The sequence below is a fragment of the Bifidobacterium lemurum genome, from assembly GCF_014898175.1.
In the GTDB taxonomy this organism is placed as follows: Bacteria; Actinomycetota; Actinomycetes; order Actinomycetales; family Bifidobacteriaceae; genus Bifidobacterium; species Bifidobacterium lemurum.
Genome location: NZ_CP062948.1, coordinates 2,203,188 through 2,226,950, shown reverse-complemented (window position 1 = coordinate 2,226,950; position 23,763 = coordinate 2,203,188). Strand labels below are relative to the sequence as shown.

The 23,763-nt window shown below is 58.6% G+C and carries 26 protein-coding genes; 9 read left to right on the top strand and 17 right to left on the bottom strand.

Features of this window, described 5'->3' with window-relative positions; translation table 11 throughout:
• Nucleotides 1–73 precede the first annotated feature (73 nt).
• Genes BL8807_RS08605 through BL8807_RS08575 form a run of 7 tightly spaced genes read left to right on the top strand, consistent with a single transcriptional unit; the run spans nucleotide 74 to nucleotide 7,136 of the window.
• Nucleotides 74–280, top strand: a complete 207-nt coding sequence (locus BL8807_RS08605; protein ID WP_072724095.1) for a hypothetical protein — start codon at nucleotides 74–76, stop codon at nucleotides 278–280.
• Nucleotides 281–316: 36 nt separating this feature from the next.
• Nucleotides 317–1,135 (top strand): VirB6/TrbL-like conjugal transfer protein, CD1112 family, encoded by an 819-nt coding sequence (locus tag BL8807_RS08600; protein ID WP_072724093.1) that lies wholly within the window; start codon nucleotides 317–319, stop codon nucleotides 1,133–1,135.
• A 9-nt stretch (nucleotides 1,136–1,144) separates the two neighbouring features.
• Complete coding sequence (locus tag BL8807_RS08595; protein WP_072724092.1) at nucleotides 1,145–1,516, top strand: PrgI family protein; 372 nt, start codon at nucleotides 1,145–1,147, stop codon at nucleotides 1,514–1,516.
• Nucleotides 1,509–3,854, top strand: a complete 2,346-nt coding sequence (locus BL8807_RS08590; protein WP_094636093.1) for a VirB4-like conjugal transfer ATPase, CD1110 family — start codon at nucleotides 1,509–1,511, stop codon at nucleotides 3,852–3,854. The genes BL8807_RS08595 and BL8807_RS08590 overlap by 8 nt, the downstream gene beginning before the upstream one ends.
• Before the next feature lie 2 nt (nucleotides 3,855–3,856).
• Nucleotides 3,857–5,485: a CHAP domain-containing protein gene (locus BL8807_RS12020; RefSeq protein ID WP_072724088.1), complete on the top strand. Its 1,629-nt coding sequence runs from the start codon at nucleotides 3,857–3,859 to the stop codon at nucleotides 5,483–5,485.
• Nucleotides 5,486–5,502: 17 nt separating this feature from the next.
• A complete protein-coding gene (locus tag BL8807_RS08580) occupies nucleotides 5,503–5,892 on the top strand; it encodes a hypothetical protein (RefSeq protein WP_072724086.1) in 390 nt (129 codons plus the stop codon).
• Nucleotides 5,889–7,136, top strand: a complete 1,248-nt coding sequence (locus BL8807_RS08575) for a hypothetical protein (protein WP_143147946.1) — start codon at nucleotides 5,889–5,891, stop codon at nucleotides 7,134–7,136. Before BL8807_RS08580 ends, BL8807_RS08575 begins: the two co-directional genes overlap by 4 nt.
• A gap of 28 nt (nucleotides 7,137–7,164) precedes the next feature.
• On the opposite strand, the gene BL8807_RS08570 is transcribed toward BL8807_RS08575, so the two are convergent.
• The 11 genes from BL8807_RS08570 to BL8807_RS08520 all read right to left on the bottom strand — a co-directional run bounded on the left by BL8807_RS08570 (nucleotide 7,165) and on the right by BL8807_RS08520 (nucleotide 17,993).
• Nucleotides 7,165–8,895 carry a VirD4-like conjugal transfer protein, CD1115 family gene (locus BL8807_RS08570; RefSeq protein WP_072724082.1) on the bottom strand — a complete coding sequence of 577 codons (1,731 nt, stop codon included), beginning with the start codon at nucleotides 8,893–8,895 and terminating at the stop codon, nucleotides 7,165–7,167.
• Entirely contained in the window at nucleotides 8,895–9,428 is a 534-nt protein-coding gene (locus BL8807_RS08565) for a hypothetical protein (RefSeq protein WP_072724080.1), read from the bottom strand. The genes BL8807_RS08570 and BL8807_RS08565 overlap by 1 nt, the downstream gene beginning before the upstream one ends.
• Nucleotides 9,428–9,733, bottom strand: a complete 306-nt coding sequence (locus BL8807_RS08560; RefSeq protein WP_072724078.1) for a hypothetical protein — start codon at nucleotides 9,731–9,733, stop codon at nucleotides 9,428–9,430. The genes BL8807_RS08565 and BL8807_RS08560 overlap by 1 nt, the downstream gene beginning before the upstream one ends.
• On the bottom strand, nucleotides 9,730–9,999 hold the full coding sequence (locus BL8807_RS08555) for a hypothetical protein (RefSeq protein WP_072724076.1): 270 nt from the start codon (nucleotides 9,997–9,999) through the stop codon (nucleotides 9,730–9,732). The genes BL8807_RS08560 and BL8807_RS08555 overlap by 4 nt, the downstream gene beginning before the upstream one ends.
• A 1-nt stretch (nucleotide 10,000) precedes the next feature.
• Nucleotides 10,001–10,285, bottom strand: a complete 285-nt coding sequence (locus tag BL8807_RS08550; protein WP_072724074.1) for a hypothetical protein — start codon at nucleotides 10,283–10,285, stop codon at nucleotides 10,001–10,003.
• A gap of 12 nt (nucleotides 10,286–10,297) precedes the next feature.
• Nucleotides 10,298–11,455, bottom strand: coding sequence for a hypothetical protein (locus BL8807_RS08545; RefSeq protein WP_072724072.1), 1,158 nt, complete (start codon nucleotides 11,453–11,455; stop codon nucleotides 10,298–10,300).
• A gap of 12 nt (nucleotides 11,456–11,467) precedes the next feature.
• On the bottom strand, nucleotides 11,468–12,370 hold the full coding sequence (locus tag BL8807_RS08540) for a PcfB family protein (protein ID WP_072724070.1): 903 nt from the start codon (nucleotides 12,368–12,370) through the stop codon (nucleotides 11,468–11,470).
• Nucleotides 12,371–12,414: 44 nt separating this feature from the next.
• On the bottom strand, nucleotides 12,415–13,851 hold the full coding sequence (locus BL8807_RS08535) for a relaxase/mobilization nuclease domain-containing protein (protein ID WP_072724068.1): 1,437 nt from the start codon (nucleotides 13,849–13,851) through the stop codon (nucleotides 12,415–12,417).
• Entirely contained in the window at nucleotides 13,839–14,240 is a 402-nt protein-coding gene (locus tag BL8807_RS08530) for a MobC family plasmid mobilization relaxosome protein (RefSeq protein ID WP_072724066.1), read from the bottom strand. Before BL8807_RS08530 ends, BL8807_RS08535 begins: the two co-directional genes overlap by 13 nt.
• Before the next feature lie 357 nt (nucleotides 14,241–14,597).
• A complete protein-coding gene (locus BL8807_RS08525) occupies nucleotides 14,598–16,751 on the bottom strand; it encodes a type IA DNA topoisomerase (protein WP_072724065.1) in 2,154 nt (717 codons plus the stop codon).
• 99 nt (nucleotides 16,752–16,850) lie between these two features.
• Nucleotides 16,851–17,993 carry a hypothetical protein gene (locus BL8807_RS08520; RefSeq protein ID WP_072724063.1) on the bottom strand — a complete coding sequence of 381 codons (1,143 nt, stop codon included), beginning with the start codon at nucleotides 17,991–17,993 and terminating at the stop codon, nucleotides 16,851–16,853.
• A gap of 131 nt (nucleotides 17,994–18,124) precedes the next feature.
• Here BL8807_RS08520 and BL8807_RS08515 point away from each other — a divergent pair, with 131 nt between their 5' ends.
• Together BL8807_RS08515 and BL8807_RS08510 are read left to right on the top strand one after the other, a co-directional pair.
• Nucleotides 18,125–18,511, top strand: coding sequence for a hypothetical protein (locus BL8807_RS08515; RefSeq protein WP_072724061.1), 387 nt, complete (start codon nucleotides 18,125–18,127; stop codon nucleotides 18,509–18,511).
• Between the two features lie 61 nt (nucleotides 18,512–18,572).
• Entirely contained in the window at nucleotides 18,573–18,923 is a 351-nt protein-coding gene (locus BL8807_RS08510) for a hypothetical protein (protein WP_143147945.1), read from the top strand.
• 277 nt (nucleotides 18,924–19,200) lie between these two features.
• Here BL8807_RS08510 and BL8807_RS08505 read toward each other — a convergent pair whose 3' ends face one another.
• The 6 genes from BL8807_RS08505 to BL8807_RS08480 form a co-directional block, all read right to left on the bottom strand.
• Complete coding sequence (locus BL8807_RS08505; RefSeq protein WP_072724057.1) at nucleotides 19,201–19,623, bottom strand: hypothetical protein; 423 nt, start codon at nucleotides 19,621–19,623, stop codon at nucleotides 19,201–19,203.
• A 57-nt stretch (nucleotides 19,624–19,680) separates the two neighbouring features.
• Nucleotides 19,681–20,268, bottom strand: coding sequence for a DUF4192 family protein (locus tag BL8807_RS08500; protein ID WP_072724055.1), 588 nt, complete (start codon nucleotides 20,266–20,268; stop codon nucleotides 19,681–19,683).
• Between the two features lie 297 nt (nucleotides 20,269–20,565).
• Nucleotides 20,566–21,534 (bottom strand): nucleotidyl transferase AbiEii/AbiGii toxin family protein, encoded by a 969-nt coding sequence (locus BL8807_RS08495; protein ID WP_072724053.1) that lies wholly within the window; start codon nucleotides 21,532–21,534, stop codon nucleotides 20,566–20,568.
• Nucleotides 21,531–22,085: a type IV toxin-antitoxin system AbiEi family antitoxin domain-containing protein gene (locus tag BL8807_RS08490; protein WP_072724051.1), complete on the bottom strand. Its 555-nt coding sequence runs from the start codon at nucleotides 22,083–22,085 to the stop codon at nucleotides 21,531–21,533. The genes BL8807_RS08495 and BL8807_RS08490 overlap by 4 nt, the downstream gene beginning before the upstream one ends.
• Nucleotides 22,086–22,173: 88 nt before the next feature.
• Nucleotides 22,174–23,505, bottom strand: coding sequence for a tyrosine-type recombinase/integrase (locus tag BL8807_RS08485; protein WP_072724049.1), 1,332 nt, complete (start codon nucleotides 23,503–23,505; stop codon nucleotides 22,174–22,176).
• Between the two features lie 47 nt (nucleotides 23,506–23,552).
• Nucleotides 23,553–23,762: a hypothetical protein gene (locus tag BL8807_RS08480; RefSeq protein ID WP_143249040.1), complete on the bottom strand. Its 210-nt coding sequence runs from the start codon at nucleotides 23,760–23,762 to the stop codon at nucleotides 23,553–23,555.
• Between the last annotated feature and the right edge of the window lies 1 nt (nucleotide 23,763).

Sequence of the window (23,763 nt, the reverse complement as noted above, 5' to 3'; positions counted from 1 at the left end):
CGGGTTTGGCCTGAACATTGTTGTATGAGGTTCGCGCATCGGGCGTGACCCTGATGATATGCAAGGAGTTGGGATGGATTTCCTTAACCAGGTGCTCGAATTGTTCGTGCGGTTCGTGCAGATCGGCGGTGGTCTGTGGCTTGTGTGGGGCGTGGTGTCGTTCGGCGGCGCGCTCAAGGACCAGAATGGTCCCGACATGAAATCCGGCATGTGGCAGATTGTCGGCGGCGGCCTGATTCTGGCCGCTGGCACTTTGTTCTCCAGCATCGCTCTTAGCTAGTAGGGCATCATTGTGCTTGAGGACTGGTGCGTCAACATGCTGAACATGATCGGCGGCGGTGGGCTGGGATCGAACGTGACCAATCTGCTCACCGCGTCGCCGGACTCATGGAATCCGACGCTGTATCAGTTGGCTTTGAGCGTGCATTCGGTGGTGGTCAAGCCGTTGACGAGCGTGATCCTCGCAATCATGTTCACTCTGGAGCTTTCTCGTAACTCGACCCGTATCGAGTCCGATCGCGAACTTGGAGTGAAGATCGTGGCCGGAACGTTGTTCAAGGTGGCATTGGTGCTTTTGGCCGCTCAAAACGCCGATCTGTTCCTCCGGGCCTTCAATTCGATTTCCAGCTGGCTTGTCACCGGCGTTTCGGACCAGATGAGCGCCGACACCACCGCGACCGGCAATGAGCTTGGCGATCAGATGCGTGACCAGATATCGGATGCGGGTGTCATGGGCCAGGCGGCGTTGCTGATTCTGCTGCTTATTCCGTTCCTGTTGTCGCAGTTGGCGAGTGTGATCGCGACCGTGGTCATGTACGTGCGCTTCATCGAGATCTACGCGCTGACGGCCTTCCAGTCGCTGCCGTTCGCATTGCTGATCCATGACGACACCAAACCAATCGCGATTGGTTATTTCAAGGCGTATGCGCGGACCTGCATTAATGCGGTCACGTTGTTGATCTGTCTGGCGATCTATCAGGCGATCGTTGCGGACGCTGTTGGTTTGTCCGCTGCGGAGGGAGACATGGTCGGTTGGGTGACCGGGCATTTCGCCCAACTGTTGATGGCTTCGGTGCTGTTGTTCTTCGTTATCCAGCTTTCCCAGCGTGTGAGCCGCGCGGTGGCCGGCGAGTGAGGAGGTTTTATGGCTTTGCAGATGAGGGTCTATAAGGAGATCCACGGGGTCGAGGCGAAGGTCCAGTGGGGCATGAGCTGGAGGCAGATGCTGGCCGGCGCGTTGATGCTCGTTGTTGGTGGCGGGGAGACGTTCGTGTTCTTCTGGCTCCTGCATCAGACGAATTTGGGCGCGGCCTTGTTGTTCGTGGTGTGCGCGCCTCTTGCGGCGTGGGGCTGGTGGAGGCCGAAAGGTCTGATGCCTGAAAAATACGCCGTCTATGTGCTGCGGCACAAGTTCGGGTCGAATCTGCTGTTTCGCGACGGTCCGGCCAGCCATCACTCATCGGCCAAACCATCAGTTAATGAGCACCAATCACAATCAAGGAGGCGACATGCGTAAGAAGGAAAAGTCAGAGAAAGAAGCATCCCGTCAGGGCGCGCCCAGGTCCGTCAAGGAGCTTGTGGCCTATGACGCGCTCCTGCCGGGCGGTCAGATGTATCTCGGCGGTGATGTCTGGAGTGTGTCGCTGCGTCTTGGCGATATCAATTACGCAATCGCGACGCAGGATCAGCAGTTGGATATCGTGGACCGTTGGGGTCAGATCCTTAATTCCGTGGGCAACGGGGTGAGCGTCGAGGAGACGATCATGACCCGCACGCTCGATCCCGAGCGGGTGAGCGCCCAGATCACGATGGCTCCGGCCGGTGACGGGCATGATGATTTGCGTGAGGATTTCAACCGCAACGTGCGCCGTCAGCTGTCCGGTTCGTCAAAGAGCACGGTGACGGACAAATACCTGACGTTCAGCCTGTCCAATTCCGATCACGAGCGGGCCATTAATTTGCTGAATCGTCAGGCGTTGTCCGTTCAATCGCAACTGCGCAGCCTGTATGGCTGCGAGGCTGTGAAGCTGAACCGTCGGGAACGGCTGCGCGTGCTGCATTCGCTGCTGCGCCGGGGCACCCGCTTCACGTTTGATGAGGATGATTTCGCCGCACGGCGGCATGCGAGCACGAAGGATTACGCGTGTCCGTGGGCGGTGGATATGCGGGACAAGCGTCGTCTGACCATTGATGACGGCGATGTGTCGATGCTGCATCAGGTGTTGTATGTGAGCGATTTTCCCGATTATCTGTCCGACCAGCTGATCGCGGATCTGACCGATATCAAGGCGGATATCACCGTGTCGGTGCATCTGACTCCCGAGGGCAAGGCCGAGGGGTTGAAGCTGGTGAACCGCAAGATCGCGGAGATGGAGATGCAGGCGGCCGACGAGCGGTCGAAGAATAGGAAAAGGCATCAGCCGGACGATTATCTGCCTCATGATTTGTCCGAGTCGATGGATGAGGCGGCCGAGATGCGCGACGATCTCAAACATCAGGGCGAGCGTCTGGTGTCCTCTTTGGTCGTGATCGATGTGTGCGCCGAGACCGAGGAGCGGTTGGATCGTCTGGTGCGTGATGTGATCGCCGTGATCGACGCGCAATCGTGCGTCGCGGACACGCTCACCTACATGCAGGGCGACGCTCTCAACGCGGTGCTGCCGCTCGGGGTCAACCCGCTGCCGATGCGGCGGACCCTGACGACGAGCGGCGCGGCCATCCTATTGCCGTTCACCACGCAGGAGCTGTTCCAGGCGGGTGGCGTGATGGCCGGCACGAACGCGCGGAGCGGCAATGCGGTCGTCTATGATCGCGCACAAAACATGAACGCCAACGGCTTCATCCTTGGCACGGCCGGTAGCGGCAAGAGCCAGGCGGCGAAGAACGAGATCACGCAGATCTTTCTGACCCGTCCCGACGATGATCTGGTCGTCATCGATCCCGAACACGAGTTCACTCCGTTGTGCATGCAGCTTGGCGGTGAGCGCATCGAAATAGGCGAGTCAAGCCCGTCCCATATCAACGCTTTGGACATCGAACTGCTGGACGATTCCGAGGGTGACCCGATCCGTTCCAAGTGCGCGGCCGCGTTGAACATGATCGGCGCGCTGATCGGCGGCGATGAGGGGATGGACAAGGTGGCCCGCGCGCTGATCGACCGATGCCTGATGACGCTGTACCGTGACCTGCGCGACGGCAAACGCCTCCTGATGCCGACCCTGGCCGACCTGCGCGACATGCTGGAGTCCCTGGACGAGGAACGCGCGCACGAGGCGGCCCAAGCGTTGGAGATCTACACCGCCGGAAGCCTCAACGCCTTCGCGCATCCCACGGATGTCGATGTGCGCAATCGCATGGTCGTCTACGACGTGTCCGGCCTGGGCGCGGAGTTGAAGACGTTCGGCATGATGGTCGTGTTGGATCAAGTCTGGAATCGTGTGGTGCGCAACCGCGCCCAGGGACGAAGGACATGGCTGTGGGTTGACGAGTTCCACATGCTGTTCTCGAATCCGTTCGCGGCCGACTACTTCCTGCGCCTGTACAAACGCGGTCGCAAATGGGGATTGGGCGTCACCGGCATCACGCAGAACATCGAGGAGTTGCTGCTGAACGACGAGGCGCGGCTGATGCTGTCCAACAGTTCGTTCCTGCTATTGATGAACCAGACCGCGACCGACGCGGCCGCCTTGTGCGAGCTGCTGAAGCTGTCCGATGAGCAGCGCGAGTTCTTCACCGGCGTCCAGCCCGGCCAGGGCATGCTCAAGTCCGCTGAATCATACATCCCGTTCGACGGGCGTATCGACACGTCCAGCAGGCTGTATCGCCTGTTCTCCACCAAGTTCGGCGAGGAATAAGAATGCGCAAAGCGAGACCGTTGTCCGAATACCACTCCCACGCCACCGCGAAGGAATTCCACACGAAGACACGTATTGCGAATTTCGCAGGCAGGGCGCGGCGCGTGTCCCTTGTGGCGGGGCGTGGCTTGGGCTTCGTCGGACACAAGGCCCTGAGCGGAGGCAAAGGGCTGGTGTCCATGTCGCGCGCCGAGGATGCCCGTCAGGGTGTTTCCGACGCCGACCAGGTGGATGCCGCGGCGGCGGATTTCGCCCAAAAACACGCGAAACCCGCCGTGACCCGACGAAAGACCAAGACGGGGAAGGCCACGCCGGCCAAGGCCGGCGACGCCCCCGCATCTTCGTCTTCGGGCGAGAAGGCTTCGAGCCGGATCAGGTTCAAAGGAACCGGTTCGGCATCGTCCACGCGTGTCCGGCCGACTGGCGGGCGCGCCGCCGCGCATATGGGCGGGCATGGTACGGTCCGGCGCGGCGGTCGCACGGCCGGTCGCACGGCCGGTCGCACGGCCGGTCGCACGGCCGGAAAGTCGGCCGCCAATGGCGGCCGCGCCGTGGCGCGGACCGCCGCCGCTGCGGCGCGGTATACGGCCGCTGCCGTCACCCAGGTCAAGGCTGCGATTGTCGCGGGCACCACGGCTATGGCGTCGCTGCCGATGCTTTTGATCGGCGGTGGGGTCGCGATCGTGGTCGTGGTGTTGGTGAGTCTGTTCATTCCGGCCGCCGGTTCCACCGAGACCGGTTGTGATGACGCGCGGGTGGAATCCTATCTGGCTTGGGCGCGCGAGACCGCCGAGGATGACACGCATGGCTATTCGCAGACCCATCGCACCGGACCGGATTACGATTGCTCCTCGTTCGTGTGGACGGCGTTGCGGGCGGCTGGGTTTGAGGTCGGAGATACGTTATTGCCGTTCTCGACGGCTTCGATGCGGGATCCCTTGCAGGCCGCCGGTTTCACGGCTGCCGATTGGGATGGTTCCGTGGCCGATCTGGAGGCAGGCGATATCGTCTCATCGTCCGGCCATGTGGAGTTCTACGCTGGCGATGGCGAGTGGATCGGCGCTCGGCATGACGAGACCGGCGGCATCACCGGCGCTCAGAGCGGCGACCAGACCGGTGACGAGATCGCGGTATACCAGTCGCAGCCCGACGGAATGACGACGCGATGGCGGCTCTCCACCTCCGGTTGTTCCGCCGGCATGAGCGTCGGCACGCTCTCCCCCGCGCTGCGGATGAAGACCGATCTGCTGGCAGATATGGAGGCCACCGGCACCGTCAGCGACACCCGGTATCCGTGGGGTCAATGCACTTGGTGGGTGGCGTCGCGGCGCGCCCAGATCGGCAATCCTATCCCCGGTTGGGGCAACGCGAAGGATTGGCGCGACCAGGCGAAAGCGGCCGGCATGAGCGTGGACAAGACCGCCAAGGTCGGTGATGTGATCGTGTTCCAGGCTGGAATACTCGGCGCTGACGGCTATTACGGGCATGTGGCCGTGGTGGAGAAGGTGAACTCGGACGGTTCCATCGAAATCAGCGAGTCGAACGCCGTCGGCCTGGGCGTGGTCTCCGTGCGCACGTTCACCAAGACGCAGCTTGACGCGGCGCTGTCGGGCATCGATTTCATCCATTAAGGAGCGAAGGAGCGGATATGAGGAGTCTGGGTTTGCGAGATCGCGTCATTCTGGCGTTCGCGATCGTGTTCGTGGCTGCGGTGTTGGTCGTGTCCGCCTGGCTGTCGGAAACCCGCACATGGCAATCTGATGGGAGCGCCGCAAGTGCGGGTGAGTCGTTGTCGGTGATGCCGTTGGATGAAGTGTGCTCGATCTTGGCCGTCGATGCGGTGGGATCGGCGTCGGCCGACGCGCAAGGCTATCTCGCTTCCGGCCATGACGGCCTGGATGCGACGTGTGTGGTCAAGAATGGTTCCGAGGCATGGTCTGTGTCGTTCGTGTGCGAGGATGGCGAATGGCGTTCGAAGGGCGTCGTTGAATTGGATGGTGCCGTGTCGTCTCCGTCCGGTGCGGAGGCGGAGCAGTGAGGTTGAATCCGAAACTCGATTCGACCGAACTGGCCGCGTTCTCGGCCGAATCCGACAATTGGGAATATCTGGGCCAGATCGCCGACCACCCGTCGGCATGGCCCGAACTGACGGCATGGGCGTTGAAGGCCCAGGAGGATCCGTTCGCCGCCGGACCTCCGCCCGAACCTCCCGAACAGCAGCAGCGGCGGCTGCTGCCGCGACGCCGGCACGAACCGTTGATCGCCGATGACGGAGATCAGCCCATCGAACCGTCCGAAGATTCGATTTCTGATGGACTGCCGACGGATCCGATCGAAGAGCTGCAGAACGTCTCCGAAGTTCCCGACATAGCCGTTTCCACCGCTGCGCATAGGATGCCGGTTCGTCTTATGGCGATTGTCCTGGTTTGCCTCATCGCCGTCGCGTCGATGGCCGTGGGAGGAGCGGCGCTGTATCGTCGCCACGCGATCGGCGTCGCCGTCGAGGATTGCGCTTCTGCTGTCGCGGATGCCGAAACCGCTCGTGAGGATTGGGAGCAGGCGGTTTCCGACGCGAAGGACGCGGCCGCGATTACCGCCGACATGGTGGCCGACCCGGATACGGTGGACGCTTTGGCCGAGGCGATGGACACCCAACCGGAAAAGACGGTGTGGCAGTGCGACGCCGATACCGTGTCAGACCTGACCGATACGGCCAGTCGCGCGGCGTCCGCCACCAAATCGACCGAGACGGCGGCGAAGCGGATCCGTAAGGCCGCCGACTCTGTGCTCGCCTCACAGCAGGCGAAGGAACTGGAGTCGGCCGAATCCGCTTTGTCCGCCGCGTTGGCGTCCGCACGCCAATTGCTTGCCGATAGCGACGGTAAAGTGGCCGATGGGTCGGTCAGAGACGATCTGTCGGACGCGATCGACGCCGCTGACGCCACGCTTGCCGATGCAAGCGATGCAACGGACCTCAAGGACGCCGAGGACAGCTTGGGAAAGGCCGTGGAGGCGGTGAACGCCTCCATCGCCAAGAAGAGCGAGGAGGACCGGCGAAAAGCCGAGGAAGAGGCCGCCGAAGCGGCGGACGCCGCGCAAGCGCAACAGTCCTACACTCCCAGCTACACACCCGCCTATACAGGCGGCGGAAATAGTGGTGGTGGCAGCGGCAGTGGAGCGTCCACAGGCGGCTCCAACAGCGGTGGTAGCAGCGGTGGTGGTAGCAGCGGATGGGAGGTGCCCGCGCCTTCGGATCCAGAACTGTTCCCCGACCACCTATGAGTAAGGCCCGCCATGAGCGGGCCTTAGCTCAGTGTTTTCCTGCGAGACGGTTTGGATCCGGATGGAGTTTGCGCGAGTAGAACGGCGGGACTCCTCGCAGCATGTACACGCACATGTCGGTGGGGATTCGGCCGAGTTCGTCGGGGTTGAGCAGCGCGCGTTCGTTTTTTCTGACGCTTTTGGTCCAGCTGCCCGAGCTGCCACGGCTTTCGCTGGTCTCGATCACGTCGATCGTCTCGTTGCCGAGACGTTTCGAAATGTATTCTGTGGTGGATTGTTCGTTGCCTCCGAGGAAGAGCTGCGAGTCGCAGTTTCCCTTGATGGTCTCCCAGTCGTCTTTGTACAGGGCTTTGCCTTGGCTGTCGTTCTGCAGGATGATGCTCGTGCTGATGCGTCTGGATCGGATGGTGGCGATGAGCCGGACGAAGTTGGGGATTTTGCCGATGTTGGCGAACTCGTCCAGCATAAGATGGACCTCGCGTTTCAGCACTCCCCCGTTGATGTCCGCTTTGCGCACCAGCGTCTCGAAGAGCGATTGGTAGAACATGGCGGCGAGGAAGCTGAACGTGGAATCCGTGTCGGACAGTTCCAGATAGATGATGCGCTTGCCTTCATCGAGCCGGTCAAGGTCGAAGCCGTCCGTTTCCAGGATGCGGCGCACGTTGCTGACCTGCATGGGTGCCAGGCGCACGCCGAGCGAGATGATGATGCTTTTCTTGGTCTCCCCCGCGCCCTGCAGAAAGGTCCTGTACTGGGTGCATGCGAAGCGGAGTCCGTCAAGCATGCGCCTCGTTTCGGCGTCGTAGTCGTCGGGGTTCAGCGCGGCGTTTTCGACCTCGATGGCGGCTTCGGCGAAGTAGGCGTCAACGATGAATTCCTTATCCTCGTCCTGTTCGCTGGCGTTCATGAGGCTGACCATATCGGTGACTTTGTTCAGGCTGCGGTTGTCGATCCTGCGCCCGTTAGGCCCGTCGCTTTCGCCTTCTTCGGTCCAGTAGACCCAATCGATGAGCGCGGTGAGCAGGGCTTTTTCGGCTTTTTCCCAAAAGTCGTCGGAGTTTTTCTGATTTCCGGTGGTGTTCGTGACGATGTTGTCAACCAGGCGGAGTATCGCCGGTTCCGGTTCACCCGGATCGAGGTAGCGCATCGGATTGAAGCCGTCGGACTGGTCCAAATGGATCAGATCGAGCGTGCTGACCTCGTATCCACGCGCGCGCATCCCTTCCTCGGTGTCGCGTTTGAGTTCGCCTTTGGGGTCCGTGCATGAGAAGTTCATGTCGGCGCATAGGATGTTCGGCTTGACGTAGTAGCGGGTTTTGCCGGATCCGGATGATCCGAGCAGCAGCACGTTGAGGTTGCGCATTGTTTTGCGCGTGTCGAGCGCGATCCTCTCGGTTTGGGTGAAGTGCAGGTTGGCGTCGGCCATCTCTGCCTCGAACGGCATGATGTCGGCTCTGTTGCCCCAACGGGCCGATCCGTGTTCCTCGCCGGCGCGCGTGTTGAGCTTCGAGGTGATGTGGTACATCCAGGCGAAGCAGCCGACGCCCACCATGCCTAGCCCCCATAGCATGTCGGTGCGGTCGAGACTGAGATGCAGGGGATTCATGAGGTCGAGCCAGAATCGGTCAGCGAGGTCTCCCCATTGCATGCCTGCGGTGAGGTCGGTGCGGATCTGCCAGGAGATCTTGTCTCCCAGCCAGAAGAGCAGCATCGCCGCGACGATCGCGCATAATGCGGCCCGTATTCGTTCCCTGGTCATCAGTGGTTCCTTTCCATCATCATGGCGTCCCTTGTCCGGCGGTCCCGCACCGCCGCGCGTGCGGTCTCCTCGCCGGATTGCTGGGCGTCTTCCTGTCGTGCCACACGGTTTTCCGCGCGCTGGCGGATGAGTTCGAGCACCTGGCGTTTCGATGCCATTCGTCTGCCGGTTTCAGCCGCCTGCGTTGCCGCCGCTGTCCGTTCCTCCTCTTCCGCTTGAGGAGGATATTGGGGTGCCGGTGGTTCGATTGGCATGGCTTCCGCCTTGTCCGGCAGCAGCCGGTCCTCTCCGATCACGCGGATCGGGTCGCGTGTGGTGTCGAGCATGCGGATTGGCAGCAGCCAGGTGAGGTCTCCTTGCGTGGCCGCCATCATGCCCGTGCCTCCGCACATCGCTGAGATGATTCGGCCGGCCGGCGTCGCCGGATCCACCACTGTGGAGTCGAGGCAGTCGGCTGCGCGGACCAGCTGCGCCTGGCGTCCGTCGGCTGCGGCCAGAATCGTCATGCCTTGCAGATCGGTGAGTCGGATCATCAGGCGGCTCCGTCGAGGGATGTGTGGGCGCAGGCGATGCGCACGGCCACGTAGTCGCCGTGCTTGTTGCTGCGCAGCACTCCGAACAGCACGAGCTTGTCGCCTTGACGCACTTGCGCCGCCATGAGGTAGCCCTTGACCATGCCGCGCGCTTCGGCTTTGACGGCGAGGCTGCCTTCGGCCTGCTGCGCGACGATCAGTGACATGTAGGCGACTTCGTTGCCGTCCTCGTAGGTCACGGTTCTGATGTCCCTGCTGAGAGTGCCCTTGACCCACACACCGGTCTCGATCGGACTTGCTGTCACGCCGGCACCTCCTTCCTTTCATCGATGGCGTTTGGACTGTGTGCAGCGCCGAAAACCGCGCCCAGCTCGAAAGCCCCTAGAAATTTCCAGATGTCCTCTTGGTCGCGGTTTGTCGTGCATATGAGCGTCGATGAGGTGTTTTTGGGAGAGAGCGCAATCTGGTATTCACCGGTCTCGATTCTGGATACGAGCAGTTCGCCGCCTATATGCTTGGACACGCGCGCGGCCCGACGCTTCAGGTCGGTCAGCGAGTGTTTTCCACCCATGTCACTTCACCGCCTTGTTCGCCGCTTCGAGCATCCTCTTGGCCGTTGTGAGACAGGTTTTTCTGCTTCCGACCGGTAGGTCGTCCAGGTCAGAGCCGTATTCCGCTTCCGCGTAGATTTTCGCGGCCGCTTCGATTTCAGTTTCGGTTGGTGCGGTGGTGCGGGCGGCGTAGTATGTCGCGCTGATCGCGGTCGTGGCGGACACGATGCCCGTCGCGAGCATCGCGCCCACGTTGTCCGCATACGTTCGTGCCTCATCGGCCGCGAGGCTTGTCTGCGTTTCCATGATGGTTTCTCCTTATCGTGTTTTGGTGTGGGTTTTCGAGGGATTGTCGCGTGTGGCGGATTGTCCTTCGACCCGCGCGTCCGCGCGTTGCTTGATGCCGTCGAGCACGCTTGCTTTGTCCTTGTGCGGTTCGGTCTCCGCCGGCGACTGCTGCTGTTGCGTCGTCGGCTGGGGATAGCCGTCCAGCGGATCGTATGGTTGCCCACCGAATGTTCTGGGAATACCGTCGCCTCTATATTCGCCTCGGTCGGAATTCAATTCCCAATCCAGCGGGTCAATGCTCCAGGGATCGTCTTGCGTATCGATGGCAGTGGCAGATGCCTGCAATGCCGGCTCCGATGATTGTTGTTCAGGCGTGGAGGATGTTGGCTGCTCCTGCTGCGGTGCTTCGTGCGTCGTTTCCGGTGTCGGCTCCGTTTTCTGCTGGTTGTTTTGCTTGGCGTGCGCGATGTATTCGTCCCGCTGAGCTTTGACGGCGCGGCATAGGGTCCAGGGGTCGTCGATGGTCAGCGTCTCGCGTTGTTCGCCAGCGCCGCGCCATAGGGTGACGGCTTCGCCCGGCTTGAAGCTCACGGTCACGGGCCTACCGTTGAGTTTGTCTTCCTTGGATGATCGGCCCATGAAACGGTCGATTTGCCATCCGCCCATGTCGATGCCGTTGACGAACGTGCCCTTCGGGATGCTCACGCGCATCATCTCCCATTCGCGTCCGTCCCTCGCGGTGCGGGTGAACGGATGCACGAAGCTGTTGGGGAAATTGACGCGGGGCCAGATCTCCCGTTTGGGTTTCTTCGAGGTGTCCTGGGAGAGTTGGAGCGAGTTGACTTTTTCCGCCGTCTGCGCGTCCCAATTGGCGTCGCTCCATGTCTGTTTGACGATGGTTTGCACGGCGAAGTTCATGCTTGTCACCGTCGCGAGGTCGGTCAATGTGTTGGATCGCATGATGCTGGCGTGGTAGCCGTTCTCGACCGGCGTGACCGCGCCCATCGCGACGAGCGCGCCCGCGTTGACGCTTGAGTAGAGACGCCACCGGTCCTCGCCCGGCACTTGTCCGATGATGACGGTCACCGTGTCTCCCGTCACGGTGTCGAAGGCCAGCGTCGTCGTGGGCACGTCGGCCAGTCCGGCTTCGGAGAGTTGGGCCGCCGTGATGTTGGGTGTCTGTTCCATGATGGTTTCTCCTTATCGTGTTTTGGCGTGGGTTTTCTTGGGCACGGAGGTCTTCTGGCCTTCGACGCGCTCCCTCGCGCGCTGTTTGATGGCCTTGATGGTCTCCGATTTGGTTTTCACATGCCGTGGCTTTTCCTCTGCCTGTTCGGGCGCGGGCATGTCACGGCTTGCGGTGTCGTGTTCCTGCGTCGGATGCATGTTGATGCGGCTCCAATCAAGTCCCGGCACGTATTCGTTGAAGTCGTTGAGCATTTCCGCCACGGCGTTGGAGCATTCCCTGGGATACGTGAATCGTTGGGTGGTTTCGCTGATCTGCTCCTGTTTGAATGGGCATCCGAGTTCCGTGAGGTTGGATGAGACGATTGTGGCGTCGCGATCCCATTCCACGGTCTCGAAGTCGAACGTTCCGTTGTCCGGACTGTCCGGATTGAACGGCACCTGCCCGTTGGGGATGGTGTACTGGGGACCCGTCGGAGTGTCCTCAAAAATTCCTAGGGGCGTGGACCGTTCGATCTCTTCCGCGTTTTGGTTGAGCAGGGCGACCACTTTATCGACCGCGTGCTTTACCTCGTCGGCGTCTTTGGCCGCGAAGTGCAGATACGTCTTGCCTGTCTCGCGGTCGCGTTCGATGTGGAACGCGACGCCGCTTTTCTTGAGCTGCTTGACGATGTTGCGGGATTCGTCCGCTTCGATCTCCACGACCTTGAGTGTGCCGCTGTCGCGTTGCAGGTCACGGAGGAAGGCGAAGCCTCCGCTGCGGCGTAGCTCCTCGATTTTGTCTTTGGCGGTCTTCGCGCAAAGGCCCAGCGAACGGAACAGCGTTGACGTGCCCCATTTGCCGAGTTCCATGACGGCTTTTGTGCCGTTTTCCGCGATGCGGATGACGTATTCCTGTGCTTGGTCTTCCACCGGCATGTATGCTCCTTTCTGTCGGTTCGGCGGACTTTTGTCCGCTACTTTTAGCTTCGTCCTCGATGCCGGTGTTTTTGGGCGGACATTTCCTGTTGTTTCCGCTGCTGCTCGTTGTCGCTGCGTCGCATGAGGCGTCGCAGCGCGATCGCGTTGCGCGCGGTTTCGGCGCTATGGGTCTCGATCTGCACGAGCTGGAGTTCGAGCTGTGTCGTGTCGTCGCCGTGGTCCCGCGCTTCCGCGATCGCGGCGATCAGCGCGCGCATCTGGATGCCGTCTGATTCGACTTGCGCGGAGAGTTTGTCATATGCCTGCTGTCGTGTGTCTCCGGCACGCAAGGTGCGGCTGATCGCACGCAGTTCGTCCAGGCTGGATTCGATTTGGTCGCATGCGATGGCTTGGGCGATGGCGCGTCTTCCCAAGCCTCTGAGGTCGGACGGGTCGAGACGCCGCCGCGCGTAGTCCTCGATGCGGAAACTGGGGCGCGCGAACCACTTGTAGAGGTCGTCGCATTCCACCGTCCGCTTGTATCCGCCTTCGGGGTCGGTAATCACTTGGCGTGTGTCTTCGGGGAGATACGCGCGCCAGGTGCGTCCGTCTCGCACGATGCGGTCGATGGGGATGGTCAGCAGCAGTTTGCGGTGCGATCCCGGCAACCAGACCCGCACTTTGCCGTCACCGCGTTTGGCGATCATGCTTTGGTCGAAGCCAATCACGTTGAATGTGTCCCTGCCGATTTTGCCCATAACGCCCAGCTCGTTGTATCCGATGCCTAACCGGATGTCTCGGATGCGACGGTTCGAGTCCGCGAGTATGTAAGTGAGGTGGCTGCCGCGAACGTTCACCTCGATGCCTTTCACGGCGAGTTCTCGTTTGAATTCATCGAACGTTCCAGCTGTTGCGCATGCACGGTCGATCATCACGCACAATGCGTCTTTAAAGCTTTCGCCTCTGGCGGTTAGCTGCACTTCCTCCATGCTTGGCTCGGCGCGTTCCTTTGTGGTCGCGGGAATGACGTTCAACCCGATTTCCGCGCATAGCTTGTCGCTGATTTCCCGCCATTGCTTGAGGGAGCCTTTTTGGACTCTGATGTTTTTGTGCGTGATGTTGTTGTTCGGACATAGCAGGATGTGGTTGTGCAAGTGGTCTTTGTCCACATGCGTCGCGATCACGTAGTCGTGCGCGCCGCCGCTCAGCTCCTCGATGAATCGGACGCCGAGGCTGTGCGCTTCGTCGGCGGTGATGGGATCGTTTGGATCAAAACTTTGGATGATGTGATGTGCCAACACCGCGTTCTCCCTTTTGGCTCCGCCTTTGGCACGGTCAAGCGCCATCAGAAACGCTTGCGCCATCGCGTCGGGATTTTTTACGCGCTCCCCTGTCGTCGTGCTCACTAGGCGGTAGTTTTCCGTCTTGGCGGGATTGGTGATGTATGCCATCGTTTTTTGCAGCGTGGTTTTGATTTGTTTGACTTTTACGTACGCCACGACAACTCCTCATTCCCGATACGCATGTCGCGTTCCATACGCTTGAGGCATCCCTTGATTTCCTCAAGCTCCGCCTGCAATTCGCGTAGGTCTGCGCTGTCCGCTTGGTTCTTGAGGTTGACCTTGTGTGCTATCTGATTGATGTTGTTGCCGATGCGTGAGATCTGGCTGGATAAATCCTTGGCACCGGGTGGTGCTGCGATCCATAGGCGTCGCGATGTTATGAGTCTTTGTCGGGCGAACTGCATCCAGCCGACCGTCGGCAGTCCCGTCGCCGCACGTTGTTGGTTCTCGATTTTTCGTGAGTCCTCAAGCCAGCGAAGCTCTTCGTCGGTGAATGTCACCGACCTGCGATGAGGACGGCTTCTGTTTCCTTTCCAAGATGCCATCTGTATGTCCTTTCGTTTGTATCGGGTGCGGGTGTCCCGCTCATGGCCGCGAGGCCGTGCCGGGCGACCCGTCAGGTCCGTCAGGTCGCGCAGGTGTACGTACACCTGCTATGCTCGCTACGACAAAACCTCCCCTCTGGGAGGGGTTTGAAATCCACGGTTTTTTCGTTGATTCGAGCAGCGATTAGGGTATGGGTTCGGTGTGGTTTTCGTCATGACCCTCCTGCATGTCCGTGTGATGGCCCGTTATGATTTTGCGTGCGTGCAATGCTGTTTTTGGGCGGACATTTTCACGGTTTTGGATATGAGAAAGGCCGGCGAAGGCCGGCCGAAATGTTGTTCCACGCGTCGCGGAGATCAGTCGAACTGCATGCGTACGCCGCGTTCCTCATCGATGACGAGCGTCGCGGCGAAGGCTTTGCCGGTTCGTTTGCTGACGAATCCTGACAGCTTCACCGCTTTTCCCGCGAGGAGTTTGCCGATGACGGAATCGGTAAGTTTCTTGCCGCTGAGTGTGGAGTAGATTTTGAATCCGCATCCGCCGGTCTGCTGCCATTGTCCGCTTTCGGTCTTCTCGCTTTTGTTGCTGGAGCATTGCCAGACACTGCCGGTTTTAATCACGTCTTCTCCGCATCGAGGGCATGCGCCGAGGCTCGCGCGGCGTGGTCCCGTGCTGATGGATTCGGTGCGCATCGAGGCTTGCACGTCGTGCGGTATCCTCGCGCACATGGCGCGAATTCCATCAAGGAAAACCGCTGATTGTATGCGGCCGTGCTCGATGTCGGAGAGCTGCGCTTCCATGCTGGCGGTGAGTTCGACGCTTTTGAGTTCCGGCGAAACCACATCGATGAGCAGGCGTCCCTCATCCGTCGATACAAGCTGCTTGCCTTTGCGCTGGAGGTACTGGTTTCGCACGAGTTTTTCGATGATTTCAGCCCTTGTCGCAGGCGTGCCGATGCCGCCGGAATGCGATGCGTCATCATCGAGCGCGGCCTTCATGTCCTTATCTGCGACGAAGCGGCTGGCGTGCTCCATCGCCGCCAGCAACGTAGCTTCGGTGTAGGGTTTCGGCGGCGCGCTGACGCCTTCCTCCAATGAGATCGCGTGCGCGCCCACCGGTATGCTCTGCCCTTCCATCAGGGATGATGGGATGGAGGGGGCGGCTTGTTCGTCGGTTTGCGGTCCGTCGATGAGACGCCATCCCGGATCCACCGGCATATCGCTCGATGCGGTCAGCAGGTGCTCGGTGATGTGGTCGAAGCATGCCGTGACGCTGGTGGTGTCGTGTGTGTATTCCGGCGAGCAGGCCGCCCACATGCGTTGCACGATACGGCATGCAACCAGTCGTTCATGCTCGCCCATCGATGCCAGGCTTGCCTGTGTGAGACGCTTGGTCGGTAGGATCGCGGTGTGGCCCGAGACCTTGTCGTCCGCGACGCATGCCGAGGGATTGAGCCTGTCTGTGTTCCGGTATTCCCGGACGGCTTCGGCGACCGTCACCGGCATCAGTTCATCCAACGATTCAGAGCGCGTCAGGGCCTCCAGTTCGGCGAGGTCGTCGTGCGTGATGTGGCATGAGTCGGTGCGTGGATAGGTGGTCAGCTTGGCGAGATACAGACGTTCCAACGCCTCCAGCGTCTGCGCCGCCGTCAGCCCGTGCAAGCGCGACATATCCTTTTGCAGGCCGGTCAGATCATAGAGGGTGGGTGCGTGGGTCTTCACTCGTTTGCGTTCCACTGACAGCATGTTGACCGATCGCCCTTGCGCTTCCGCGAGCAGGCTTTCGGCCTCGCTGCGGATGTTGATTTTGTCTTTGCTTCGCAGCTTCCATCCGCCCATGTCGATGGCGATTCGCCAGAACGGGGTCGGCTTGTGCTCGGCGATGGCGCGGTCCCGTTCCACCACCATCGCCAGTGTCGGCGTCTGCACGCGGCCCACCGATAGACGCCGGTGGTAGGCGATGGTGTTGGCGCGTGTGGCGTTCATGCCCACAAGCCAGTCGGCCTTCGCCCTGGCATCGGCTGCTGCCGCCAGACCGTTGTATTGGCTGCTGGGGAGCATGTTGTTCCATGCGTCGCGGATGGCTTGTTCTTCCAGGCTCGCGACCCATAGCCTTGATGATGGTTTGGCGGTCTGCGCGCGGTCGATGATGCGTCGGAATATCGCTTCGCCTTCGCGGTCGGGATCGCAGGCGTTGACGATTTCGGTGATGTCAGGGCGTCGGATGAGGTCGGCCAGGTCTCGGTATCTGCGGCTTGCGCCTTTGTCGGTGCTGACCTGCCAAAGCCATTGCTGCGGGTCGATGGGCAACTGTTCCATGCTCCATCGTTCCGCCGCCCACGGCATACCGTCGTATTGGTCAGGGGTGGCGAGTTCCACGAGATGCCCCTGCGCCCATGACACGATGACATCTCCGGCTTGTATATATCCGTCGGATGGTATTGGGCTGCTTTCCAGTGCCTGCGCGATTGCCACGGCGACTGATTTTTTCTCCGCGATGACGAGCCTCATTGGTTCCGTTCCTTTCAGTGATGGAGTACATTCCGTATCCATCCTCACGCCCAACTGACGGATTTTTGGGCGGACAATTAAAGGCTCGGAATCAATGTTTTAGAAGATAAACGGATCCAGTGGCCCGTCCAACAACGGGGTTTTCGGATGTGTCATTTCCCATTGCTGAATTAGATGCCGCCATACGCGAGCACGTGCGAACCTGTTTAAGGAGTTGCCATCTTTATCTGTTTTTAGCGGTAGTTGGAAGACAAGCACCCTGTTTTGTAGATCGAGAATGTCTTCCTCCTTGAGCTTGCTGATTGGATATGTCCACGCTTTGCCCAGCCGTGGATTCCACACTCCTAATAGTTCGATGTTTTTGTATTCGAGATGTTTGGAATGTAATCCCAACTGCCAATACATCAGCAGCTGCAAACGATGCTTTGCCGTGGGAGACCCTTTGCTGCATTTGAAATCCCATAAGCCGTTTTGCATCACGGTATCGCAGTCGCCGAAGGCAATGACTTCTGTGTATCCGCCGTGAAATGTGTTCATTCCTGTGAACGCTGACCCGTATCGATTCATGAATCGTTGGCTGCGTTCGATCATAGTTCGAATATTCCCGATTGTAATACTGTCCATCTCAGGCAGATGGTCCAAGGGGAAATAAGCGCCAATGCCTCTTCTGTATATGCAGTCGAACGATGCCAGATTCATCGCCGCCTTTATTGAGGTGTCATCCAATCCCGTGATTTGATCCAGATAGTCGGGTATTTTTTCGGATTCACGCGCCGCTATTCCTCCGACGGTCTCCGGCTTGAGGCCCAGTTTTTCAGCACTTTTCCTTGCCTTCTCTCCACCAATTATCGGTATTGAAAAGGCTTGCTCTTTCGATGTTCCTTGCATGTAGCGTGTGAGGTAGTCCACCGTAATTCCAACCAACGCGGGACTTCTGTTTTCGGCTTTGATGTCAGTCAGATCCTTTCCGTCCTCGAAAGACTCAACATCCATCTCTTTAAGTCGGAAGTACCCGCCGTACGGTTGCTTCACATATGGGACATAGGTGACGCCCATGTCCCGCACTCCATTGATTCGGTGCGTCACGGACAGTCCACCTGCCAAAAGTCCCCGCAAGGCTCCTTGGTCCAGTTGAGGCAGAATGTCCTCCACTTCTTCCACACGATAGATATACAGTGAGGTGTCGGGGTTATCGGACAATTCTGCATAGAACGCTGCATCGGAGTCGATTTCTTTTTCCATAACGTAGATCTCCTCATGTGGTAATCATCGTTGACTAGGTTCATTCTATATTCGCGCACATTGTCCGCCCAATCTAAAGAGTCATCGGACATATGGTGGATTTACCGATATTCGAATGAAAGGATTGGAAAATGGCGAAGCCGAGTGAACGTAACAGGGCGATGCGTGAGCTTGCCGATGAGTCTGTGGATGCCGAGATTGAGGCGTTGCGCGCCAAGCGTGATTCGTTGCGCGCGGTCGGTGTGAAGCTGGATGATCTGCGTTGGGCGATCGAGCAGTTTCGTGTCGCCGCTGATGACTTCATCGCAACGAGCGGTTCGACGCGGAGGTATTTGCAGGACACGTTGAAGATCGATAAACGTGAGATGAATATCGTGTGGCCTCCGACGGGAAAACGGAAGAATGAAGCCTCCGATGAGCCTCAGCCGCCGGCGGACCAGGTGGAGAGTCAGGATCACGGCCAGTCTGATTATTCCGTGTCTGGAGAGTCTGGTTTTGTTCCTGGCTATGCGGGATAATCACCGTGTGATGGTGTGACGGATTCCGATTGGAGGCGTGATAGCGATGCCTATTATTGGATTGATGCTGCTTGGCATAAGCCTGGTGTTTTGGCTGATCGGTTTGGCCGTGTCCGGTGTCAACGCGCTTGTGTTCGCGGTGACCCATCCGATTCGCGCCGTGGTCCGATTGGTCGCGACTTTGTGCATCGTCATCGCGACGATCGCGCTCATCGTCGTGGCGGTCTACGCGTACAATGTCTGGTTCGCCTCGACGCCTGACTGGCGGCTCGATGAGACGTTTTGGGTGGCCGTCGCCGCTTTGTTCGTCGGTGGTCTCGCCAATCGTGGCTTGATGGAACTGGATCTCGTGTTGGAGCGGCGCGCGTATGAGCGTCAGATGCGGCGGCTGAATTATTCCGATGCCGATTAACGGTCGTGGTGTGGTTTCCGTCGGTGCCGGGTATGGCGACATGCGCAAGTGTTTTCAGCTTGCGCATGCCAGGAGGAGGGGCATAATTTTCTGCCCCGACGACGCAGATCCGACGCGCCGAACTTGTTCGCGCGCGGCGGATTCGCCATACCCGGCACCGTTTGCAAAAGTGCTTTGCTCCGTGTTCGGCGCGGCCTCCGTCGCCGCGCCGGACACGGTCCGTGTGGTGGTTTCGTCCGCCGCGCCCTATGGGCGCGACGGTGACGGAAGGTGGTCGTCACAGCGGCGGCAGTTCGTCGTAGCTGTGTTCCACGAGGTCATGAAAGCGGTCGAGTTCGGTTTTCGGTAGGATGGTTTTCCTTGTCGAATCGTTTTGTTTTTCATGCCACATGATTTCCAAGGCCTCCCACTCGCTTGTGCGCACGGAACTCATGCTGATTTTCGCGTCCACGCATAGCAGAGCTTTGTAGAAGCTCTTCGGGTTTTCGTCGAGCATCGTTTTAATCATGTTGATGTATGGCTGTATTAGATTGACTTCCACGCTGGCTTCCATCATTTCTTCGATTGGTTTGCTCAGACAGTCTTTGTAGTGTTTTTTCGGCACTCTGGTTTGCTGGTAGGCGTAGGTCATATCCTCCATCGCTCCGGCCATCTTCTCGATGGTCTGCGTGCGGAAGTCATCGAAATAGTGCTTGCTCATTGTTGCTCCTTGATGGTTGTGGGGCCGGCCCTCCGTGGGAGGGCCGGCGGTTGGTGGTTAGAGGTACATCGGTCGGATGTTGCCTTCGACGGCGAAGAACACGATGCTCGCTAGGGCGCATTCGGGGTCTACGCTGAGGGCGGCCAAGGCTCCAGCCGAGGCCGCTTGCGTGTGTCCTTGTATCCATGACAGGTAGGCTCGTGAGGCTATCGGTTGCGCGGACCATTGTTCTCCGGCGTAGTCGGCGGCGAAGCGTGAGAGTTGGGAGCTTGCTCGTTCCACACGGGGTGTGTCCAGTCGGTAGTCCGCGGATTCGAAAGCCTCTTCGAGTGTTTTGGTGATGAGCGCCACCGTTTGTTTTCTGTGTTGGCGGGTGGCGATGTCGAGCAGTTGCGTCGGGGTGAATCGTTTGAGGGATGAGAGGATTATCGCGTCCCGGAATGGGAGGGAATGGGCCATGAGCATGACGGTCAGGGTCGATGTGTGGTCATCGAGCGGATGGCCGGTTTCCAGTGTTCTCGCCCATTGCGTGAGGACTGGGTGCATCCATTCGCGGTCGGTTTTCCTGATGCCGTTTTCACGGCATTCTCTGCGGTATTCGATGGTGAGGGTGTCGATATCGGGGCTGGTTCTTCTGGTGTCCATGAGATTTCCTTTCTTGTCTCGGTTTTTCGGACACCACCCGCCTGCCATGTCGTAGCGAAGGCGACGAAGGCGTGGATCGCGACGCTGCGATCGGAATGGAGATGGCATCATTCATGCCATCGGAATGGAGAGCGGGAGCGGCGTGAGACACGGCGAGGAACCGTAGCGGAGACGTGGCATGCTGGTGGTGCCCGAGACAGTGCCCTTGTGCTTCGGCCCGTCCCGCGCGAGCTTGCGAGCGGCAAAAGAAGAGGCCATGCGCGAAGCGCATGACCTGAGGGCCGGCGGAAATGTCAATCAGATTCCTCGGTTACGGTTCTTCCGTACTTGGTCTGACGTGTGTGATTGCTCATCGATTCTGTTTTGAGCACGAGATTTTATCTGTGCCAGTATGGTTTTCTTCTGACTGACTTCTGGTTTCCATGGAGTCCTCCGACTTGCCTCGCATATCTCTTTTTCCGCTCGTTCCGTGATATGAGTGAAGGTTTCGTCATCGCCCCCTTCCTGATTGCGGAAGAGCTGCTGTAGCGTGGACTTATTGGGGATGTCATACGGTTGTTTGATTTCGCGTATTTCCATTTCGAACGCCAGCAGGGATCGGTATAGTTCAAGATTTCCCTCGCCGTCTAGGACGGGGAATAAGCGAACCATGTCGGTAAGATCGCTCGGCCGAGGATCTTTGGATGAGTACAACGCTGCGGTCTTCTGTGCCAATTGTGCTTCAACATCCAATAGCCTGGCTCCTGCCGGTTCTTCGAATCCCAGGTACTTCATCAAAGCTACGGAGTCGTCGGAGATACGGTAGGACGATGATGACCGTTCGTAGCCTTGAGCAGGGGTGATGTCCAACGGAAGAGTAGAGAACGACTTCCCTAGATAACGAAGTTTGATGTTCTTATAGATCACGTTGGGACGACCTGGATCACGCTCGTTTTTTTGCGTTTCTCCTTTGCCCCGGTCTTCCAGGGAACCGTCAAAGCCATTGGTTCCTTTTGCCAATCGAGCACGAAATTCGGTCTCCCATTCCAAGTAGCTGTCACCGAAGACCAGATCGAGATCCTTCGACATTCGAGAATCCTCCAGGGGGAAACGCAGGCCTAACGCATTGCCTCCCTTGATGACGGTTCCTTCGGGCACGAGCTGCGAGACGATAATGACGGCGATCATCTTTTGAAGTCGTGCAAAAGGAATCCCCGTCTTATTCGCATGATGGTTGAGTTTGGCCGTGATGCCTCCGGAACTTGGCAGTTTCTTTTCCTGGTTCATACGATCACACCTTTCTTAAGCACGTCTCGTAACATGTCTGCCTGTATCGGTGACAGCAGATTACGCTGTTCCGCTTCATCGACGGCCTCTAAACGGTAATCCAGACGCGTGTCTTTTGCTTCCAAAAACGCATCAGAAAGGTTCTGCAATCTGATTCCTCGAATGACATCCACATTCCTCGACTGTCTACGATCATGGATGACGCGTAGCCATCCCGGTAATTTGCGCGATATATGGTGCGGCGTGCGCACTGTCGTCCATCGCGGATTGGCATTCGCAAGATTATAGAAATCAAGTACCGATGATCCGGACAAATATGACTCGTCTCCCGTCATCGCCAGCGCGGCTGCATACGACGCATCCCGAGGATCGACGCCGTCGGCATCATAAACCATGTATACGCCGCCGCCCTGTTTGCCAATGATGTCATCATTGCGACGCGCGAACTGCCGTAAGGCCGATTCGGAATAGCCTAAAGCCTTAATATCTTTTACTGTCACGATACCGTTATTTTTCTTAGCGACATCTAATACAGCATTTTCCATCTTCATACCTCTATTTTGTCACGTTTTGGTACATTTTTCAATCTGTTCGTATCTTTCATGCAATCCATAATGCGTGAAATCATGCATTATGAAATCAGGCGCTGATGCTCATTTCATGGCGCACCTTGACCAGGAACGTCTGGAGCCTCCGCATTTCGATTTCGGTGCTCTTTATCAGATCCTCATAGGGATTGCCCTCGGCATTCTGCGCGGGCCGCATATAATCGGCCGCGAGCAGATTAACCATCTCATCACGATGCTCGGCCACCAGGCGCTGATAATGCTTAATCGCGACTCTTTCGCTGGTATGCCCCAGCTGCTCCATCACCTCCCGCAAGGTCGCCCCTTTGAGCATCAGCATCGTGGCATGCGAGGCGCGAAGCGTATGCGGAGTGATGTCCGGCCTGCCGGCAACCTCTTTCGCTTTATCGAATTGCTTCCGTAGAGTGTTCGGCCCGAGAACTCTTGTCCGCTTCGGCACGAACACCTGGGAATCCGGATTATCGAGATTGCAAAAGGTCTTTAGATGCCGTTCGATGACCCAAACCAGGCTATCGGGGATAGGCACTGTCCTGACGCTGGATTTTGTTTTGGCCGGGGATAGCCGCATCGATCCGAGATCGTCAGGCCCTCTGTTAACGGAATGTCGAACATTTAGTTTGCGATTGACGAGATCGATGTCTTTGACTCGCAAAGCGCAGACCTCGCCCCATCGCAGGCCTCCCACAAGAGCGGCCAGAAGCACGGATAGCTGCGTATAGTCCGGCATGGCGTCGTAGAGCGCCTGCAACTCCTGCGGAGTGACAGGTGGGATGCCTTCTCTGCTTGATTCCGGTGCAGGAGGCACGGGAAAGATGAAGGGATTATCCTCTCTCAGGGGCGCGGTCCCGTCCAGCTGCTCCATCGTCGCGGATCGGAAAATTGATTTCAGTCTCTGGCATGAGCGGTGGAATGCCCAGGGCCCCTCCGGGTGCGGTGAGTCAAGCCATTTCTTGATATCCGCCGGCGTGATGTCTTTAAGCAGTTTGTCCTGAAAGACTGGAAGAAAGTGCCCGATGTCGGCGCGGATGTTTCTGCGCGTGCTTCCCGCTATCGGCTGCCCATTGGAAAGGCGATAGTTTTGGAACCATATCTCAACGTAATCGCCGAACTTGATTCGTCGGCGCTTCTCTATTTGTTCTCTTTCCGTCGGATGTACCCAGGTCTCGATGCCTTTGCGATGCATGGTGACCAACCAGTGTTCCTGGTCTAGCCATCGCTGTGCCTCGGCGCGAAGCTCTGGTTTGAACTGTCTCTGGACTTTTCGGCTATCAATCGGACTGGTGTAGCGCGCCTGCCATCCGATCAGATCGCCTTGCTTGTCGTATCTGGCAATGATGGTGCCAAATTTGCTGCGTCGCGACTGTGTTTGGTTGAGAGCTGCCATAGCTATGCCTCCTTGTAAAACGCACGTTGTTGTGCGTTGAAGGCAGATTAATTTTGGAATGATGCACTTATCTGTGCATCTTCGCTTGCAGATGAGGCACACAAAAGAATGCCTGCAATCGCAGCGACCATAACGGGCGTAATACCGGGAAGAGGTACCAACACCTCTTCTTTTTCCATGCTTTGGCTATTCCCCACCGGGGGCACCACTTGAACGTCGTCGATTTCGCAGTTCAACGAACCATGTGCGAAATCCACG

Excerpts from the sequence above, each read along its gene's own strand:
- BL8807_RS08605 (WP_072724095.1), top strand. The coding sequence starts at position 74 with ATGGATTTCCTTAACCAGGTGCTCGAATTGTTCGTGCGGTTCGTGCAG.
- BL8807_RS08600 (WP_072724093.1), top strand. The coding sequence starts at position 317 with ATGCTGAACATGATCGGCGGCGGTGGGCTGGGATCGAACGTGACCAAT.
- BL8807_RS08595 (WP_072724092.1), top strand. The coding sequence starts at position 1,145 with ATGGCTTTGCAGATGAGGGTCTATAAGGAGATCCACGGGGTCGAGGCG.
- BL8807_RS08590 (WP_094636093.1), top strand. The coding sequence starts at position 1,509 with ATGCGTAAGAAGGAAAAGTCAGAGAAAGAAGCATCCCGTCAGGGCGCG.
- BL8807_RS12020 (WP_072724088.1), top strand. The coding sequence starts at position 3,857 with ATGCGCAAAGCGAGACCGTTGTCCGAATACCACTCCCACGCCACCGCG.
- BL8807_RS08580 (WP_072724086.1), top strand. The coding sequence starts at position 5,503 with ATGAGGAGTCTGGGTTTGCGAGATCGCGTCATTCTGGCGTTCGCGATC.
- BL8807_RS08570 (WP_072724082.1), bottom strand. The coding sequence starts at position 8,895 with ATGACCAGGGAACGAATACGGGCCGCATTATGCGCGATCGTCGCGGCG.
- BL8807_RS08565 (WP_072724080.1), bottom strand. The coding sequence starts at position 9,428 with ATGATCCGACTCACCGATCTGCAAGGCATGACGATTCTGGCCGCAGCC.
- BL8807_RS08555 (WP_072724076.1), bottom strand. The coding sequence starts at position 9,999 with ATGGGTGGAAAACACTCGCTGACCGACCTGAAGCGTCGGGCCGCGCGC.
- BL8807_RS08550 (WP_072724074.1), bottom strand. The coding sequence starts at position 10,285 with ATGGAAACGCAGACAAGCCTCGCGGCCGATGAGGCACGAACGTATGCG.
- BL8807_RS08545 (WP_072724072.1), bottom strand. The coding sequence starts at position 11,455 with ATGGAACAGACACCCAACATCACGGCGGCCCAACTCTCCGAAGCCGGA.
- BL8807_RS08540 (WP_072724070.1), bottom strand. The coding sequence starts at position 12,370 with ATGCCGGTGGAAGACCAAGCACAGGAATACGTCATCCGCATCGCGGAA.
- BL8807_RS08530 (WP_072724066.1), bottom strand. The coding sequence starts at position 14,240 with ATGGCATCTTGGAAAGGAAACAGAAGCCGTCCTCATCGCAGGTCGGTG.
- BL8807_RS08525 (WP_072724065.1), bottom strand. The coding sequence starts at position 16,751 with ATGAGGCTCGTCATCGCGGAGAAAAAATCAGTCGCCGTGGCAATCGCG.
- BL8807_RS08520 (WP_072724063.1), bottom strand. The coding sequence starts at position 17,993 with ATGGAAAAAGAAATCGACTCCGATGCAGCGTTCTATGCAGAATTGTCC.
- BL8807_RS08515 (WP_072724061.1), top strand. The coding sequence starts at position 18,125 with ATGGCGAAGCCGAGTGAACGTAACAGGGCGATGCGTGAGCTTGCCGAT.
- BL8807_RS08505 (WP_072724057.1), bottom strand. The coding sequence starts at position 19,623 with ATGAGCAAGCACTATTTCGATGACTTCCGCACGCAGACCATCGAGAAG.
- BL8807_RS08500 (WP_072724055.1), bottom strand. The coding sequence starts at position 20,268 with ATGGACACCAGAAGAACCAGCCCCGATATCGACACCCTCACCATCGAA.
- BL8807_RS08495 (WP_072724053.1), bottom strand. The coding sequence starts at position 21,534 with ATGAACCAGGAAAAGAAACTGCCAAGTTCCGGAGGCATCACGGCCAAA.
- BL8807_RS08490 (WP_072724051.1), bottom strand. The coding sequence starts at position 22,085 with ATGAAGATGGAAAATGCTGTATTAGATGTCGCTAAGAAAAATAACGGT.
- BL8807_RS08485 (WP_072724049.1), bottom strand. The coding sequence starts at position 23,505 with ATGGCAGCTCTCAACCAAACACAGTCGCGACGCAGCAAATTTGGCACC.